The sequence below is a fragment of the Pseudomonas sp. N40(2020) genome (assembly GCF_014472415.1).
In the GTDB taxonomy this organism is placed as follows: domain Bacteria; phylum Pseudomonadota; class Gammaproteobacteria; order Pseudomonadales; family Pseudomonadaceae; genus Aquipseudomonas.
This window is the reverse complement of record NZ_JACSZV010000020.1, coordinates 72237-87023: the sequence shown is the minus strand read 5'-3', so window position 1 is coordinate 87023 and position 14787 is coordinate 72237. Positions and strand designations below refer to the sequence as shown.

Genomic DNA, 14787 nt, shown 5'->3' with positions numbered 1-14787 from the left:
GGTAGCGGGAGGGTCGGCTGCGCTTCCTGTCGGTCGCATGCATGCAAGATCTGTCTGTCCATCTGTGTGCATGGCGAGATGTGGATTTGTGTCCTCATATAGTGAGTAGCACTGATGAACGACGCTTCGGGTCTGGTGACGTTCAAGTTCGCCTTGGTCGCAGCGGTGACCGGGGTGTTCTCGCTGGCTAATGCGAGCCTGACGTTTGTGCTGGTGGCGGTTGGAGGGTTGGCCGTCGGGGTGGCGTTGAGCTGGCTGGTGGGTCGCCTGCGCGCCTGGATGATTGCCCGCGGCTGGGACGATCCGGCTACCCATGTGGTGTTTATGTTGCTGCTACCGTTCGCCGCTTATGTGCTGGCCGAACGATTGGGGGCTTCGGGCATTCTCTCTGCCGTGGCGGCGGGGATGATGCAGAGCTGGCTCGATCTGCTGCCGCGTCAGACCAGCACTCGTTTGCTCAATCGCAGTGTCTGGGCATTGCTGGAGTTCGCCTTCAATGGTCTGATCTTCCTGCTGCTGGGTCTGCAATTGCCGGACATCATCAAGGCCGTTGTCAGTCATGAGCCGACGTTGTGGCCGACATTGCTGTATCGCTGCCTTGACGTGGTGGCAATTTTTCTAGCGCTGGTGGTGCTGCGCTTTGTCTGGGTACAAAGTATCTGGCGTTTGTCAGTGCTCCTGCGACGTTTGCGCGGCAAGGGTGATCTGACGCAGGTGCCGACCGCCCGTTCATGCTGGCTGCTGACCGTCGGCGGCGTGCGCGGCGCCGTGACGCTGGCGGGTGTGATGTCGGTGCCGATGCTGATGGGAAGCGAAGCGTTTCCCGAACGGGATCTGCTGATTTTTATCGCCGCCGGGGTGATTCTGCTATCACTGGTGTCGGCGTGTATTGCGCTGCCGTGGTTGCTGCGTGGCATCGAAAAAAGCCCGGACGACAAGCGCCGTCAAGAAGTTCGGGACGCCTGGCGCAAGACCGCCGAGGCGGCGATCCATGCGCTGGAGACCGAGGAAGTCAACCCGCAAGACGCGGCTCAGGCGGCACTGTCAGCCGAGCTCAAGGCGCGGATCATGTCTGAATATCGTCATCAGCTCGAAGTGTTCAACGACTCGGCGGAAGCCCAGGCGCTGGCGTTCCAGATGGACCTGCTGGAACGCCGATTGCGTTTGAAGGCGCTGCGGGCACAGCGTCTGGAGTTGTACAGCCTCAGTCGTCAACACCAGATTGGTGATGACGTGCTCAGGGAAGTGCTGGGGGAACTGGACTTGAGTGAGGCCAATCTGGGGCCGGTCAAGTAAGTAAATGTGGCGTGCAAACTGTTATAGGGGTGGATAGATAGTCCGCATATTGACTTTATCTTGCTCGCTGATTTTCAGGTTTCTGGCCAGTTGCCAGTGACCGTCGGTTAGAAAATCGGGTACGTCATAATGCATGATGGAAAATTTGTCATAGGTGCCCAGAAACAGGTCAGGGTGTTTTGGTGCTTCGAACATGAAACGATCCACTTCGCCTTTGTCCCATCCGGCTACTTGTTTGTAGTAGTCGTAAACCCTTTCCTTGTTCCACGGAATATTGGCGTCGGGGTGCAAATGTTCATGATCCAGGCCCAGTGCATGGCCGAACTCATGAAGTAATGTCGCTTCAAACATCGGATCTTCTGGTAATACCGCGATGCAAAGAGTGGGCTCATCTTGCTCCGCAGCCAGCGCCTCCGAGCCCAGGAAGGAGTTGTTGTGAACACCACCCAGATAAATCCGGATGTCGGCTGTATGACCTTGCACAAAGTCGAGCGCAAGGTTGTGGTGCGGATCCCAGCGTCGAATGATGGCCTCGATTCGAAACGCGAGTTCATCGGGCACGGTGTGTGTAAATGCAACAGTGATTGTTGAAGCCTGTTCCCACAATGCATCCTGAAAAACCACGGAGCGCTTTTTGCGCACGCTGTCAGTGGTTGTTGTTGCAGGTGTTATTGTTCTGACTAAGTAGCGGGGGTGCATGATTGATCTCCCTGTCATTAAGAAATCTACCTCGTCCTTGGGTAGAAAGTGCCTGGATTAAAGAGACTCAAGGCAGGGTTGTAAAGCCGAAAGGTGGGTCGGCATTGTTACTTGATGATTAATGAAAGTCCCGCAACTGCATTGCGCAGTGCGGGACTCATTTGTTTACTGTTTCGAGGTAATAAAGGCACGAATTCGTTCGGCGGCCTCGACACATTCAGCCAACGGCGCGACCAACGCCATCCGCACGCGACCAGCACCCGGATTGACGCCATATACGTCGCGGGACAAGTACGAGCCCGGCACCACGGTGACGTGTTCTTCGGCGAACAGGTCGCGGCAGAAAGCTGCGTCGTCGCCTTCAACATTCGGCCACAAGTAGAAGCTGCCGTCGGGGCGCTGCACGTCCATCACCGGGCTGAGGATTTCCAGCACTGCATCGAACTTCTCGCGATACAGCGCGCGGTTGGCACGCACGTGTACTTCGTCGTTCCACGCGGCGACGCTGGCCAACTGGGTTTGTACCGGCATCGCGCAGCCGTGGTAGGTGCGATACAGCAGGAAGCCCTTGAGAATGTCTGCATCACCGGCAACGAAACCCGAACGCAACCCCGGCAGGTTGGAGCGCTTGGACAGACTGTGGAAAACCACGCAGCGTTTGAAGTCCTTGCGGCCCAGTTCAACGCAGGCAGTGAGCAGACCCGGCGGCGGGGTCTGTTCGTCGAAGTACAACTCGCTGTAGCACTCGTCGGCGGCAATGACGAAGTCGTATTCGTCGGCCAGGGCGATGAGTTTTTTCAGGGTGTCGACCGGGATCAGCGCGCCGGTCGGGTTACCCGGCGAGCACAGAAACAGGATCTGGCAGCGCTTCCAGATATCTGGCGAAACTGCATCGAAGTCAGGGTTGAAGCCGTTTTCATCCAGGCACGGCAGGTAATGCGGCTTGGCCCCCGCGAGGAACGCGGCGCCTTCGTAGATCTGATAGAACGGGTTCGGGCTGACCACCAGCGCATCGTCCCCACGGTTGACCACGGTCTGGGTGAACGCGAATAACGCTTCACGTGTGCCGTTGACCGGCAGCACGTTACGGGCCGGGTCGATCCAGCCGCTCGGTACGCCAAAGCGGCGCTCGCACCAGCCAGCGATGGCTTCGCGCAGGGCGGGAATGCCAAGGGTGGTCGGGTATACCGCCATCTGATCCAGACTGTTTGCCAGCGCCTCGGCGACAAAGCTTGGGGAGCGGTGTTTCGGCTCGCCGATCGACAGGGCGATCGGGCGCTTGTCCGGGTTCGGCGTGACGGTACCGAGCAGGGCGCGGAGCTTCTCGAACGGGTAGGGCTGGAGCTGTTTCAGAGCGTTGTTCATTTGTACGGGGTCTCATTGCAAAGCAGGTTAATCCGGGCGCGCAGTCAGATACTGATGCGCGAAAGCTTGATATCGGGTTCCTGATTGACGCTCAGTTGCTCGACGATCGCATCCTGCAAACGGCTGCACAGCAGGGGATCGGACAGCGGCTGGTTGTGCGCGTCGGTGATGAAGAATACGTCCTCTACCCGTTCGCCCAAGGTGGCAATTTTGGCGTTCTGCAGCGACAGATCGAACTCCAGGAAAATTCCACCGATCCGCGCCAACAGGCCTGGACGGTCGGGTGCGGTCAGTTCCAGAACCGTCACCGGACGCTGGGCGTCGTTGTGAATCGTCACTTGTGGCGCAAAGGCAAAATGCTTGAGCTGGCGCGGCACCCGGCGCTGAATGATCGTCGGGTAGTCGTCGGGGTTGCGCAGGGCTTCGGTCAGGCCCTCGCGGATCTGCTTGATCCGTGCCGGGTTGTCGCCGATGGATTCACCGTCGTTGTCGAGCACTATGTAGGTATCGAGGGTGAACTGGCTGCTGGACGTGATGACCCGAGCATCGTGAATGTTCAAGTTGAGCTGATCCATTGCCGCCACAGTCACAGCGAAGAAGTCGTGCTGATCCGGTGCATAAATGAAGATCTGCGTACCGCCCTCGAATTCACGCTGGGTGGTTTCCTTGATCAACACCAACGGCCCGCCATCGGCTGGCTGCTGGAGTATGGCGTCGCTGTGCCAGGCTACATCGCCGGCTGTGTGACGCAGGAAGTAGTCATCGCCCAACTGCCCCCACAACTGCTCGACGGCGTCTGGATCGGTGCCGCCGCGCACAAGAATGTCCAGCGCTGCACTTTGGGTCTGGCGGATCTGCTCTTCGCGATCCACCGGGTTTTCCAGGCCGCGGCGCAAGGCGCGTTTGGTCTCGGTGTAGAGCTGGCGCAAGAGGCTGGCGCGCCAGGAATTCCACAGCGTCGGGTTCGTCGCGTTGATGTCGGCCACAGTCAGCACGTACAGGTAGTCGAGGCGGGTTTCATCGCCGACCGCCTGGGCGAAATCGTGGATTACCTGCGGGTCGGACAAGTCCTTGCGCTGGGCGGTGGTCGACATCACCAGATGGTTTTGCACCAGCCAGACGATCAGGCGGCTGTCCCACACCGGCAACTGATGACGCTGGCAAAACGCCTCGGCATCGACTGCGCCGATCTCCGAGTGATCGCCATGCCGGCCTTTGCCAATGTCGTGGTACAGGCCGGCGAGGTAGATCAGCTCGGGTTTGGGCAACTTGCCCATAAGCTTGCTGGCCAGCGGGAATTTTTCCGATACCTGGGTGTACTGCAACTTACGCAGGTGCTTGATCAGGTTCAGGGTGTGCGCGTCGACCGTATAGATGTGGAACAGGTCGTGTTGCATCTGCCCGACGATAAAGCCGAACTCCGGCAGATAGCGCCCGAGAATGCCGTAACGGTTCATCCTTCGCAGGTTGCGGTGGATGCCGATCTTGCACTTGAACAGCTCGATAAACAGGCTGGTATTGCGGATGTCGTTGCGGAAGTTGTCGTCGATCAGGTGCCGGTGCTCGCGCAGCAAACGAATGGTATCGGCGCGCACGCCTTTGATTTCCGGCTGCTGAGCCATCAGCACGAAAATCTCGAGCATGGCGAACGGCGTGCGGCGGAACACGTTGTCGTTGCGTGCTTCGATATAGCCGTCGTGCAACTGGAAGCGCGAGTTGATCGGATGGGGCGGCGCTTCGTCTTCCGGGGCGAGGATGACTTCCTCGAAATGCTGGATGATCAGGTCGCTGAGCTGGGCGATGCTCATCACCACGCGAAAGTACTGCTGCATGAAGTTTTCGACAGCCTGCTTGGCGTCGTCGCCTTCAAAACCGAGTAGCCCGGCAATGGTGCGTTGATGATCGAACAATAAGCGGTCTTCGGAGCGGCCGGCGAGCATGTGCAGGGCGTAGCGCACTTTCCAGAGGAATTCCTGGGAGGAAGCGAGCAGGGCGTTTTCGCTCTCGACCAAAAAGCCTTCGCCGGCAAGGGCGCGCAGGTTCAGGGTGCCGTACTGACGACGGGCAACCCACAGAATCGTCTGAATATCCCGTAGCCCGCCGGGCGAGCCTTTGACGTTGGGCTCCAGGTTGTATTCGGTGTCGTTGTACTTGTGGTGGCGAGCCTTCTGCTCGGCGCGTTTGGCCAGGAAGAACTCCTTGGCCGGCCACATGTGGGCAGTGCTGGTGACTTCGAGCATGCGTTGGCGCAAACGCTCGGGGCCGCAGATGGTGCGGCTTTCCATGAGATTGGTGACGACGGTCAGATCGGCGCGCGCCTCTTGGGCGCACTCATCCACCGAACGAACGCTCTGACCGACTTCCAGGCCTATATCCCACAGCAAGGTGAGAAAACGCTCGATGGAATCGCGGAAAACTTCGTGATCGGCACTGTCCAGCAGGATCAGCAAATCGATGTCGGAGTAGGGGTGCAATTCACCACGGCCATAACCGCCGACCGCGACCAGCGCGATGTCGGCGTCTTCGCTCCAGTTGAACTGCTCCCAGGCCTTTTGCAGGATGTTGTCGACGAACCAGGCGCGGTCTTCGATCAGCCGGCGTATATCGCGGCCGCTGCGAAAGCGCGCATCGAGCACTTCGCGGGCCTGGCGGATCGCCTTCTTGAACGCCGCGATAGGGCTCGCTTTCAGGGCCAGTTCAGCCTGGAACTGGCCGCGGTCGAAGAGTTCGGGATCCACCTGCGGCATCGATTGGCTTTCCTTCTATAGGCTGGGAGCGTTTTTGGGATCAGGCCGAGACGCGGGGAATGGTGTCGTCGGCGCGCAAGGTGAAGATCTCGTAGCCAGTGTCGGTGACCAGCAAAGTGTGTTCCCACTGGGCCGAGAGCTTGCGATCCTTGGTGATCGCGGTCCAGCCGTCGCCCAGTACTTTGGTGTCGGCCTTGCCCTGGTTGATCATCGGCTCGATGGTGAAGGTCATGCCGGCCTTCAGTTCCATGCCGGTGCCAGCGCGGCCGTAGTGCAGGATCTGCGGCTCTTCGTGGAACACCTTGCCGATGCCGTGGCCGCAGAACTCGCGAACCACCGAGAAGCCGTTCTTTTCTGCGTGCTTCTGGATGACTTCACCGATGTCGCCCAGACGGCAGCCAGGTTTGACGATCTCGATCGCCTTGTACATGCATTCCTGAGTGATCTGCGACAGGCGCTCGGCCCAGACCGGCACTTCGCCGACATGGAACATGCGGCTGGTATCGCCGTGGTAACCGTCCTTGATCACCGTGACGTCAATGTTCAGGGTGTCGCCGTTTTTCAGCGGCTTGTCATTCGGGATGCCGTGGCAGACCACGTGGTTGATCGAGGTGCAGATCGACTTCGGGTAGCCCTTGTAGTTGAGTGGGGCAGGGATGGCCTGCTGCTCGTTGACGATATAGTCGTGGCAGATCTGGTTCAGTTGATCGGTGGTGACGCCCGGTTTTACATGTTCGGCAATCATTTCCAGCACATCGGCGGCCAGTTTGCCGGCGACACGCATGCCAGCGATGTCCTCGGGGGTTTTGAGGTTGACGGTCATACAGGCTCTCTCTGCGCTCGGCGGCGCTTGCTGATACGGATAGGGCGGCAGGTGTTCGTTTTGCGACCCTGAAAAACGCGATTCTAACAGACGAAAGGAGCAAACCCGCGCCTGCCTGCATCGCTTCTCTCTATACAATGGTGCGCGCCGAGTCGATTCCAAGGGGGCTGCGCCCATGTCCTTGGTGTGATTACAGATTTCGGGTTCCGTTTCTGCGCACCCTGTGGTATAAAATGCGCCGCTTTCCGGGGATACCCCGAAAAGCTTAAATCCACACACGTGTCGACACGATGACCTGGGTGCTTTTGGCTTTAAGCCACTGGTTGGTCATTGGGATACGTGGAGGCCAAACCCGACTTATTAAGGAACTATCATGTCCCAAGTCAATATGCGCGATATGCTGAAGGCCGGTGTGCACTTCGGTCACCAAACCCGTTACTGGAACCCGAAAATGGGTAAGTACATTTTCGGCGCGCGTAACAAGATTCACATCATCAACCTTGAAAAAACCCTGCCAATGTTCAACGAAGCTCTGACTTTCGTAGAGCGTCTGGCCCAGGGCAAAAACAAGATTCTGTTCGTCGGCACCAAGCGTTCCGCTGGCAAGATCGTTGCTGAAGAAGCAGCACGTTGCGGTTCGCCGTACGTCGATCACCGCTGGTTGGGCGGCATGCTGACCAACTTCAAAACCATTCGTGCTTCCATCAAGCGTCTGCGTGACCTTGAAGTTCAGGCCGAAGACGGTACTTTCGCCAAGCTGACCAAGAAAGAAGCGCTGATGCGCACCCGTGATCTTGAGAAGCTGGATCGTTCGCTGGGCGGCATCAAGGACATGGGCGGTCTGCCAGACGCACTGTTCGTGATCGACGTTGACCACGAGCGCATCGCGATCACCGAAGCCAACAAGCTGGGCATCCCGGTTATCGGCGTTGTCGATACCAACAGCAGCCCGGAAGGCGTTGACTACATCATCCCAGGCAACGATGACGCAATCCGCGCTATCCAGCTGTACATGGGTTCGATGGCTGACGCAGTTATCCGTGGTCGCAACAATGTTTCCGGCGGCACTGTAGAATTCGCAGCTGAAGAAACTCAGGCTGCAGCTGAGTAATTGACGCCCTGGCGTTGACTCAGTAAGCAAAAAGGGGGCTTGGCCCCCTTTTTGCCACCTCGAAAACCATTTGTTAACAGCGCAGCTACAGCATCTGTAACGTGCAGCGGCTAACAAGGGTGATTCGGGAAGAATTGAACGCCCGTTCGATCGGGTGGAATGGTTGAAAACCTATCCAAGAGGAATTTGAAAATGGCAGCAATTACTGCGGCGTTGGTTAAAGAACTGCGCGAGCGTACCGGCGAAGGCATGATGGATTGCAAGAAAGCCCTGGAAAAGGCTGACGGCGACATCGAAAAAGCCATTGATGACATGCGTGCTTCGGGCGCGATCAAGGCTGCCAAGAAAGCAGGTAACGTAGCTGCTGAAGGTGCCATCGCGCTGAAAGAAGACGGCAAATCCGCCGTTCTGCTGGAAGTGAACTCGCAGACTGACTTCCTGGCTCTGCAGGACGACTTCAAGGCATTTGTTGCTGCAAGCGTTGAAAAAGCGTTCGCCGACAAGCTGACTGATGTTGCTCCGCTGATCGAAGCTCAAGAAGCTGATCGCCTGGTACTGGTCGGCAAGGTTGGCGAAAACGTCAACATCCGTCGCCTGACTCGCGTTGAAGGTGATGTTGTTGGTGGTTACCTGCACGGCAACAAAATCGGCGTAGCTGTTGTTCTGAAAGGCGGTGACGTTGAGCTGGCCAAAGACATCGCGATGCACGTAGCGGCAAGCAACCCTGAGTTCCTGCTGCCATCGGAAGTTTCGGCTGAAGCTATCGAGCGCGAGAAAGCTGTGTTCCTGCAGCTGAACGAAGAAAAAATCAAAGGCAAGCCAGAAAACATTGTTGAAAATATGGTCAAAGGCCGTATCAGCAAGTTCCTGGCAGAAGCAAGCCTGGTTGAGCAGGCGTTCGTCAAGAACCCTGAAATCAAGGTTGGCGAGCTGGCCAAGAAAGCGGGTGCTGAAATCGTTTCCTTCACCTACTTCAAAGTAGGCGAAGGCATCGAGAAGCCGGTCGACAACTTCGCTGAAGAAGTTGCTGCCCAGCTGGCTGCCGCCAAGCAATAAGACAGTTTTCAACTGTCGCCCGAAAGAGGCTGCCCGCTCACGCGCGCAGCCTCTTTTCAGATGGGGTAGCCAATTTTTATTGGTTTCCACTTGGAACTGACTTACAAAGCCATGTTCCGATGGCGCTGAAGCAGCGCCAAGCTAGAGTGAACGCCAGCTGTAAACAGCTCGCAAAGAATTTTAAATACGCCGCAGGAGAGATTCGCAATGGCTCAGCAGGGCAGTGGTTATCAGGCTCGCTATAAACGCATTCTACTCAAGCTTAGCGGCGAGGCCCTGATGGGGTCGGAAGAGTTCGGGATCGATCCAAAGGTGCTGGATCGCATGGCGCTTGAAGTCGGCCAACTGGTCGGCATCGGCGTTCAGGTCGGTCTGGTGATCGGCGGTGGCAATCTGTTCCGTGGCGAAGCCTTGAGCAAAGCCGGTATGGATCGGGTGACAGGCGACCACATGGGCATGCTGGCCACTGTGATGAACGCTCTGGCCATGCGCGACGCGCTGGAGCGTGCCAATATCTCGGCCATCGTGATGTCGGCCATTTCCATGGTTGGCGTGACCGATCACTATGATCGCCGCAAAGCCATGCGCCATCTGAACTCCAAAGATGTCGTGATTTTCGCGGCCGGTACCGGCAATCCGTTCTTCACCACGGATTCGGCAGCCTGCCTGCGTGCAATCGAAATCGATGCCGATGTTGTGCTCAAGGCGACCAAGGTCGATGGCGTCTACACTGCAGATCCGTTCAAAGACCCGCATGCCGAGAAGTTCGATCATCTGACATATGATGAAGTGCTGGATCGCAAGCTGGGTGTAATGGATCTGACTGCTATTTGTCTGTGCCGCGACCACAAGATGCCGCTGCGCGTATTCAACATGAACAAGCCTGGTGCCCTGCTGAACATTGTTCACGGCGGCGCAGAAGGAACCCTGATCGAGGAAGGCCAACAATGATCAATGAAATCAAGAAAGACGCTCAAGAGCGCATGCAGAAGTCCCTGGATTCCCTGTCCCATGCATTCGGTCAGATTCGCACCGGCAAGGCACACCCAAGCATCCTGGGCAGCGTGATGGTGCCGTACTACGGCGCAGACACCTCCATCACTCAAGTAGCCAATATCACTGTAAAAGACTCGCGCACCCTGCAAGTCGTGGCGTTTGAGCGCAACATGCTCGCGGCAGTCGACAAGGCAATCCAGAGTGCCGGCCTGAACCTCAACCCGACCAACCTGGGCGAGTTGCTGCTGATCTCCATGCCTGCCCTGACCGAAGAAACCCGTAAGGGGTTTACCAAGCAGGCGCGCAGTGCAGCTGAAGACGCTCGTGTTGCCGTGCGCAACATTCGTCGTGATGCCTTGGGTGAGTTGAAGAAGCTGGTCAAGGACAAGGAGATCAGCGAAGACGAAGAGCGTCGTGCTGCTGCGGACATTCAGAAGCTGACTGACAAGGCTGAGGCTGATATCGACGCAGCCACCAAGCAAAAAGAAGCGGACTTGATGGCCGTATAAGGGTCGAGCTTTTAATGGACAAGACCAAGCAGACTGCGCCGTCCGCGGTGCCGCGCCATGTCGCGATCATCATGGATGGCAACAATCGCTGGGCGAAAAAACGCTTTATGCCGGGTGTCGCCGGGCATAAAGCGGGCGTTGATGCTGTACGGGCTGTAATCGAGGTGTGCGCTGAGGCCAAGGTTGAGGTACTGACCCTTTTCGCCTTTTCCAGTGAAAACTGGCAGCGTCCGGCCGATGAGGTCAGCGCCTTGATGGATCTGTTCTTCAAGGCGTTGCGTCGTGAGGCCAAGCGTCTCAACGATAACAACATCAGCCTGCGCATCATTGGCGATCGCTCGCGCTTTCATCCGGAGCTTCAAACCGCGATGCGCGAAGCCGAGGCGATGACTGCGGGCGCCAACCGTTTTATCCTGCAGATCGCCGCCAACTACGGCGGTCAGTGGGATATCGCGCAAGCCGCGCAGCGCCTGGCGCGTGAAGTTCAGGCCGGGCATCTGCGCCCGGAAGACATCACCCCTGATCTGCTGCAAACCTGTCTGGCGACCGGCGATTTGCCGTTGCCGGATCTGTGCATCCGTACCGGTGGCGAGCACCGCATCAGTAACTTCCTGCTGTGGCAACTGGCATACGCCGAGTTGTACTTCTCCGACCTGTTCTGGCCGGACTTCAAACACGATGCCATGCGCAATGCGCTGGCCGATTTCGCTTCGCGCCAGCGTCGTTTCGGTAAAACGAGCGAACAGGTTGAAGCTGGAGCCCGGGTTTAATGCTTAAACAACGAATCATCACTGCGCTGATCCTGCTGCCGATTGCTCTGTGTGGGTTTTTCTTGCTCCAGGGTTCCGGTTTTGCGCTGTTCATCGGTCTGGTCGTAAGTCTGGGTGCCTGGGAATGGGCGCGTCTGGCCGGCTTCACCGCGCAATCGTTTCGCGTCGGTTTTGCTGCCGTCGTCGCGTTGATGTTGTTCGTCATGTATGTGCTGCCCGGCCTTGCGCCTTGGGTGCTGGGTGCTTCGGTACTTTGGTGGGCGGTCGCGACGTATCTGGTGCTGACCTATCCGAAGTCCAGCGAGCATTGGTCCAGTGCCGCCACCAAACTGGTGATCGGTCTATTGATTCTGCTGCCGGCCTGGCAAGGTCTGGTGCAGATCAAGCAGTACCCGTTGGGTAACTGGCTGATCATGGCGGTGATGGTATTGGTCTGGGGTGCCGATATTGGCGCCTACTTCTCTGGTCGTGCATTCGGCAAGCGCAAGTTGGCCCCTCAAGTCAGCCCGGGTAAAAGCTGGGAAGGTGTGTACGGTGGTCTGGCGCTGAGTCTGGTGATTACCGCCATTGTCGGTCTGGTGCGTGACTGGACGGTAGCTGAATTGCTCAAGGGCTTGATGGGTGCTGCGCTGATCGTGTTCATCTCTGTTGTGGGTGACCTGACCGAAAGCATGTTCAAGCGTCAGTCCGGTATCAAGGACAGCAGCAACCTGCTGCCGGGTCATGGCGGCGTGCTCGATCGCATCGATAGCCTGACAGCGGCCATTCCAGTCTTCGCCGTATTGCTGTGGATGGCTGCACCGTGAGCCGTCCGCAACAGATTACCGTTCTGGGTGCGACAGGCTCGATTGGTCTGAGCACCCTCGATGTCATTGCGCGCCATCCAGAGCGATATCAGGTTTTCGCGTTGAGCGGGTTTACGCGTTTGAGTGAGCTGTTGGCCTTGTGCGTGCGTCATGTACCGCAATTTGCCGTGGTGCCGGAAGTCGCCGCAGCACGTGGTCTGCAGGATGATTTGCGCGCCGCCGGTTTGCCGACCCGCGTGCTGGTGGGGGAGGAGGGCCTGTGTCAGGTCGCCTCTGCTCCGGAAGTTGACGCAGTCATGGCGGCCATTGTTGGTGCGGCAGGTCTGCGTCCGACTTTGGCTGCCGTTGAAGCGGGCAAGAAGATCCTCCTGGCAAATAAAGAGGCGCTGGTGATGTCCGGCGCCTTGTTCATGCAGGCAGTACGCAAAAGCGGTTCGGTGCTGCTGCCGATCGACAGCGAACACAACGCGATTTTCCAATGCATGCCGCAGGATTTCGCTCGTGGTTTGAGCAGTGTCGGTGTCCGTCGGATTTTACTCACAGCCTCTGGTGGCCCGTTCCGACAGACGCCCGTGAGTGAATTGGCGAATGTTTCACCTGATCAGGCGTGCGCGCATCCGAACTGGTCCATGGGGCGCAAGATTTCAGTCGATTCGGCCAGCATGATGAATAAAGGTCTCGAGTTGATCGAGGCCTGCTGGTTGTTTGATGCAAAACCTTCACAGGTCGAAGTGGTGATTCACCCGCAGAGCGTAATTCACTCTCTGGTCGACTTTGTCGATGGCTCGGTGCTGGCACAGTTGGGCAATCCTGACATGCGCACGCCGATCGCCAATGCACTGGCCTGGCCGGAGCGCATCGACTCCGGTGTGGCACCGTTGGACCTGTTTGCGGTCGCGCGTCTGGACTTCGAGGCGCCCGATGAAGAGCGCTTCCCATGTCTGCGTCTCGCACGGCAAGCTGCCGAGGCAGGCGACAGTGCACCAGCAATGCTCAATGCAGCGAACGAAGTAGCGGTGGCAGCGTTTCTCGACGGACGGGTTCGTTACCTGGAAATCGCGAGTATCATCGAGGAGGTCTTGAACCTCGAATCAGTTGTGGCGCTGGATGATCTCGATGCCGTGTTCACGGCAGACGCCAAAGCGCGAGTCCTGGCCGAGCAATGGCTAAAACGTCACGCTCGATAGATTTTGCAACACAATGGCTATAAGCGGCACTGAACAGGATTGCGGAGAAAGTAGATGAGCGCGCTCTATATGATTGCCGGCACCCTGATCGCCTTGGGTGTGCTGGTCACCTTTCACGAATTCGGCCACTTCTGGGTCGCGCGTCGCTGTGGCGTCAAGGTTCTGCGCTTTTCCGTAGGCTTCGGCATGCCGCTGCTGCGCTGGCACGACAAGCAAGGCACTGAATTTGTTGTGGCTGCAATTCCGCTGGGTGGCTACGTCAAGATGCTCGACGAGCGCGAAGGCGAGGTGCCGGTCGATCAGTTGGATCAGTCGTTCAATCGCAAGTCCGTTCGTCAGCGTATTGCTATTGTAGCGGCCGGCCCTGTTGCCAACTTCCTGTTGGCCCTGGTGTTCTTCTGGGTGCTGGCGATGCTCGGTAGCGAGCAGGTGCGCCCGGTCATCGGTGCGGTAGAGTCCGGCAGTATCGCCGCCAAGGCTGGTTTGGGTGCGGGTCAGGAGATCGTCGCAATTGATGGCGAGCCAACGACCGGTTGGGCAGCTGTCAATTTGCAGCTGGTACGTCGACTCGGTGAAAGCGGTTCGTTGCAGTTGCTGATGCGCGAGCAGGGCACTACCGTTGATTCGCCACGTGAGCTGGTGCTGGATAACTGGCTCAAGGGCGCTGATGAGCCTGATCCGATTCGCTCTTTGGGTATTCGTCCTTGGCGTCCGGCCTTGCCGCCGGTGTTGGCTGAACTTGATCCAAAAGGCCCGGCTCAGGCTGCCGGCCTGAAAACCGGTGATCGTCTGCTGGCGCTCGACGGCCAGGCGCTCAACGACTGGCAGCAAGTGGTCGATACCGTTCGTACGCGTCCTGATACCAAAATCGTGCTGCGTGTCGAGCGTGATGGTGCTTCAATCGATGTCCCTGTGACCTTGGCTGCGCGCGGTGAAAGCAAGTCGCCAAGCGGTTATCTGGGTGCGGGTGTAAAAGCTGTCGACTGGCCACCGGAGATGATCCGCGAAGTCAGTTATGGGCCATTGGCCGCGATTGGCGAGGGCGCCCGTCGTACTTGGACCATGAGCATTCTCACGCTGGATTCACTGAAGAAAATGCTGTTCGGCGAGCTCTCGGTAAAAAACTTGAGTGGACCGATAACCATTGCTAAAGTGGCGGGCGCTTCTGCCCAGTCGGGCGTCGCTGATTTCCTGAATTTCCTTGCTTATCTGAGTATTAGCCTGGGAGTTCTGAATTTGCTGCCCATTCCTGTACTGGATGGGGGGCATTTGTTGTTTTATCTGATCGAGTGGGCGCGTGGTCGTCCCTTGTCGGATCGGGTGCAAGGTTGGGGGATACAGATCGGTATCAGTTTGGTGGTCGGGGTGATGTTGCTTGCTCTGGTCAACGATCTGGGTCGACTGTAAAGCTTCGCTGAATTG

The 14787-nt window shown here is 57.7% G+C and carries 12 protein-coding genes and 1 pseudogene; 9 read left to right on the top strand and 4 right to left on the bottom strand.

Annotated elements, in window-relative coordinates; genetic code table 11:
- Positions 1 to 108 precede the first annotated feature (108 nt).
- Positions 109 to 1296 (top strand): annotated as a pseudogene (locus tag IAI51_RS14865) (cation:proton antiporter); the annotation flags it as partial.
- Between the two features lie 21 nt (positions 1297 to 1317).
- Here the strand turns inward: IAI51_RS14865 and IAI51_RS14860 are convergent.
- From IAI51_RS14860 to map, 4 genes are all read right to left on the bottom strand, one after another.
- Positions 1318 to 1995: a M12 family metallopeptidase gene (locus IAI51_RS14860; protein WP_187679161.1), complete on the bottom strand. Its 678-nt coding sequence runs from the start codon at positions 1993 to 1995 to the stop codon at positions 1318 to 1320.
- Between the two features lie 165 nt (positions 1996 to 2160).
- The gene (dapC, locus tag IAI51_RS14855; RefSeq protein ID WP_187679160.1) at positions 2161 to 3360 is read right to left on the bottom strand and encodes a succinyldiaminopimelate transaminase; all 1200 of its coding nucleotides are present in this window, start codon (positions 3358 to 3360) and stop codon (positions 2161 to 2163) included.
- A gap of 44 nt (positions 3361 to 3404) precedes the next feature.
- The gene (locus IAI51_RS14850; protein ID WP_187679159.1) at positions 3405 to 6107 is read right to left on the bottom strand and encodes a [protein-PII] uridylyltransferase; all 2703 of its coding nucleotides are present in this window, start codon (positions 6105 to 6107) and stop codon (positions 3405 to 3407) included.
- Between the two features lie 40 nt (positions 6108 to 6147).
- Positions 6148 to 6930: a type I methionyl aminopeptidase gene (map, locus tag IAI51_RS14845; protein WP_187679158.1), complete on the bottom strand. Its 783-nt coding sequence runs from the start codon at positions 6928 to 6930 to the stop codon at positions 6148 to 6150.
- Positions 6931 to 7303: 373 nt separating this feature from the next.
- On the opposite strand from map, the gene rpsB reads away from it, so the two are divergent.
- From rpsB to rseP, 8 genes are all read left to right on the top strand, one after another.
- Positions 7304 to 8041 (top strand): 30S ribosomal protein S2, encoded by a 738-nt coding sequence (gene rpsB / locus IAI51_RS14840; protein ID WP_187679157.1) that lies wholly within the window; start codon positions 7304 to 7306, stop codon positions 8039 to 8041.
- A gap of 192 nt (positions 8042 to 8233) precedes the next feature.
- Complete coding sequence (tsf, locus tag IAI51_RS14835; protein WP_187679156.1) at positions 8234 to 9097, top strand: translation elongation factor Ts; 864 nt, start codon at positions 8234 to 8236, stop codon at positions 9095 to 9097.
- Between the two features lie 207 nt (positions 9098 to 9304).
- Positions 9305 to 10048 (top strand): UMP kinase, encoded by a 744-nt coding sequence (pyrH, locus tag IAI51_RS14830; RefSeq protein ID WP_003222124.1) that lies wholly within the window; start codon positions 9305 to 9307, stop codon positions 10046 to 10048.
- The gene (gene frr / locus IAI51_RS14825; protein ID WP_187679155.1) at positions 10045 to 10602 is read left to right on the top strand and encodes a ribosome recycling factor; all 558 of its coding nucleotides are present in this window, start codon (positions 10045 to 10047) and stop codon (positions 10600 to 10602) included. The genes pyrH and frr overlap by 4 nt, the downstream gene beginning before the upstream one ends.
- Before the next feature lie 14 nt (positions 10603 to 10616).
- Complete coding sequence (gene uppS / locus IAI51_RS14820) at positions 10617 to 11372, top strand: polyprenyl diphosphate synthase (protein WP_103303033.1); 756 nt, start codon at positions 10617 to 10619, stop codon at positions 11370 to 11372.
- Positions 11372 to 12178 carry a phosphatidate cytidylyltransferase gene (locus IAI51_RS14815; RefSeq protein WP_187679154.1) on the top strand — a complete coding sequence of 269 codons (807 nt, stop codon included), beginning with the start codon at positions 11372 to 11374 and terminating at the stop codon, positions 12176 to 12178. Before uppS ends, IAI51_RS14815 begins: the two co-directional genes overlap by 1 nt.
- Positions 12175 to 13365, top strand: coding sequence for a 1-deoxy-D-xylulose-5-phosphate reductoisomerase (gene ispC / locus IAI51_RS14810; protein WP_187679153.1), 1191 nt, complete (start codon positions 12175 to 12177; stop codon positions 13363 to 13365). The genes IAI51_RS14815 and ispC overlap by 4 nt, the downstream gene beginning before the upstream one ends.
- 54 nt (positions 13366 to 13419) lie before the next feature.
- Positions 13420 to 14772: a sigma E protease regulator RseP gene (rseP, locus tag IAI51_RS14805; protein ID WP_187679152.1), complete on the top strand. Its 1353-nt coding sequence runs from the start codon at positions 13420 to 13422 to the stop codon at positions 14770 to 14772.
- The last annotated feature ends 15 nt before the right edge of the window (positions 14773 to 14787 follow it).

What these genes read in the sequence shown, in the direction of transcription:
- uppS (WP_103303033.1), top strand. Translation starts at nt 10,617, where the DNA reads ATGGACAAGACCAAGCAGACTGCGCCGTCCGCGGTGCCGCGCCATGTC.
- IAI51_RS14815 (WP_187679154.1), top strand. Translation starts at nt 11,372, where the DNA reads ATGCTTAAACAACGAATCATCACTGCGCTGATCCTGCTGCCGATTGCT.
- dapC (WP_187679160.1), bottom strand. Translation starts at nt 3,360, where the DNA reads ATGAACAACGCTCTGAAACAGCTCCAGCCCTACCCGTTCGAGAAGCTC.
- IAI51_RS14860 (WP_187679161.1), bottom strand. Translation starts at nt 1,995, where the DNA reads ATGCACCCCCGCTACTTAGTCAGAACAATAACACCTGCAACAACAACC.
- rseP (WP_187679152.1), top strand. Translation starts at nt 13,420, where the DNA reads ATGAGCGCGCTCTATATGATTGCCGGCACCCTGATCGCCTTGGGTGTG.
- frr (WP_187679155.1), top strand. Translation starts at nt 10,045, where the DNA reads ATGATCAATGAAATCAAGAAAGACGCTCAAGAGCGCATGCAGAAGTCC.
- map (WP_187679158.1), bottom strand. Translation starts at nt 6,930, where the DNA reads ATGACCGTCAACCTCAAAACCCCCGAGGACATCGCTGGCATGCGTGTC.
- IAI51_RS14850 (WP_187679159.1), bottom strand. Translation starts at nt 6,107, where the DNA reads ATGCCGCAGGTGGATCCCGAACTCTTCGACCGCGGCCAGTTCCAGGCT.
- pyrH (WP_003222124.1), top strand. Translation starts at nt 9,305, where the DNA reads ATGGCTCAGCAGGGCAGTGGTTATCAGGCTCGCTATAAACGCATTCTA.
- rpsB (WP_187679157.1), top strand. Translation starts at nt 7,304, where the DNA reads ATGTCCCAAGTCAATATGCGCGATATGCTGAAGGCCGGTGTGCACTTC.
- tsf (WP_187679156.1), top strand. Translation starts at nt 8,234, where the DNA reads ATGGCAGCAATTACTGCGGCGTTGGTTAAAGAACTGCGCGAGCGTACC.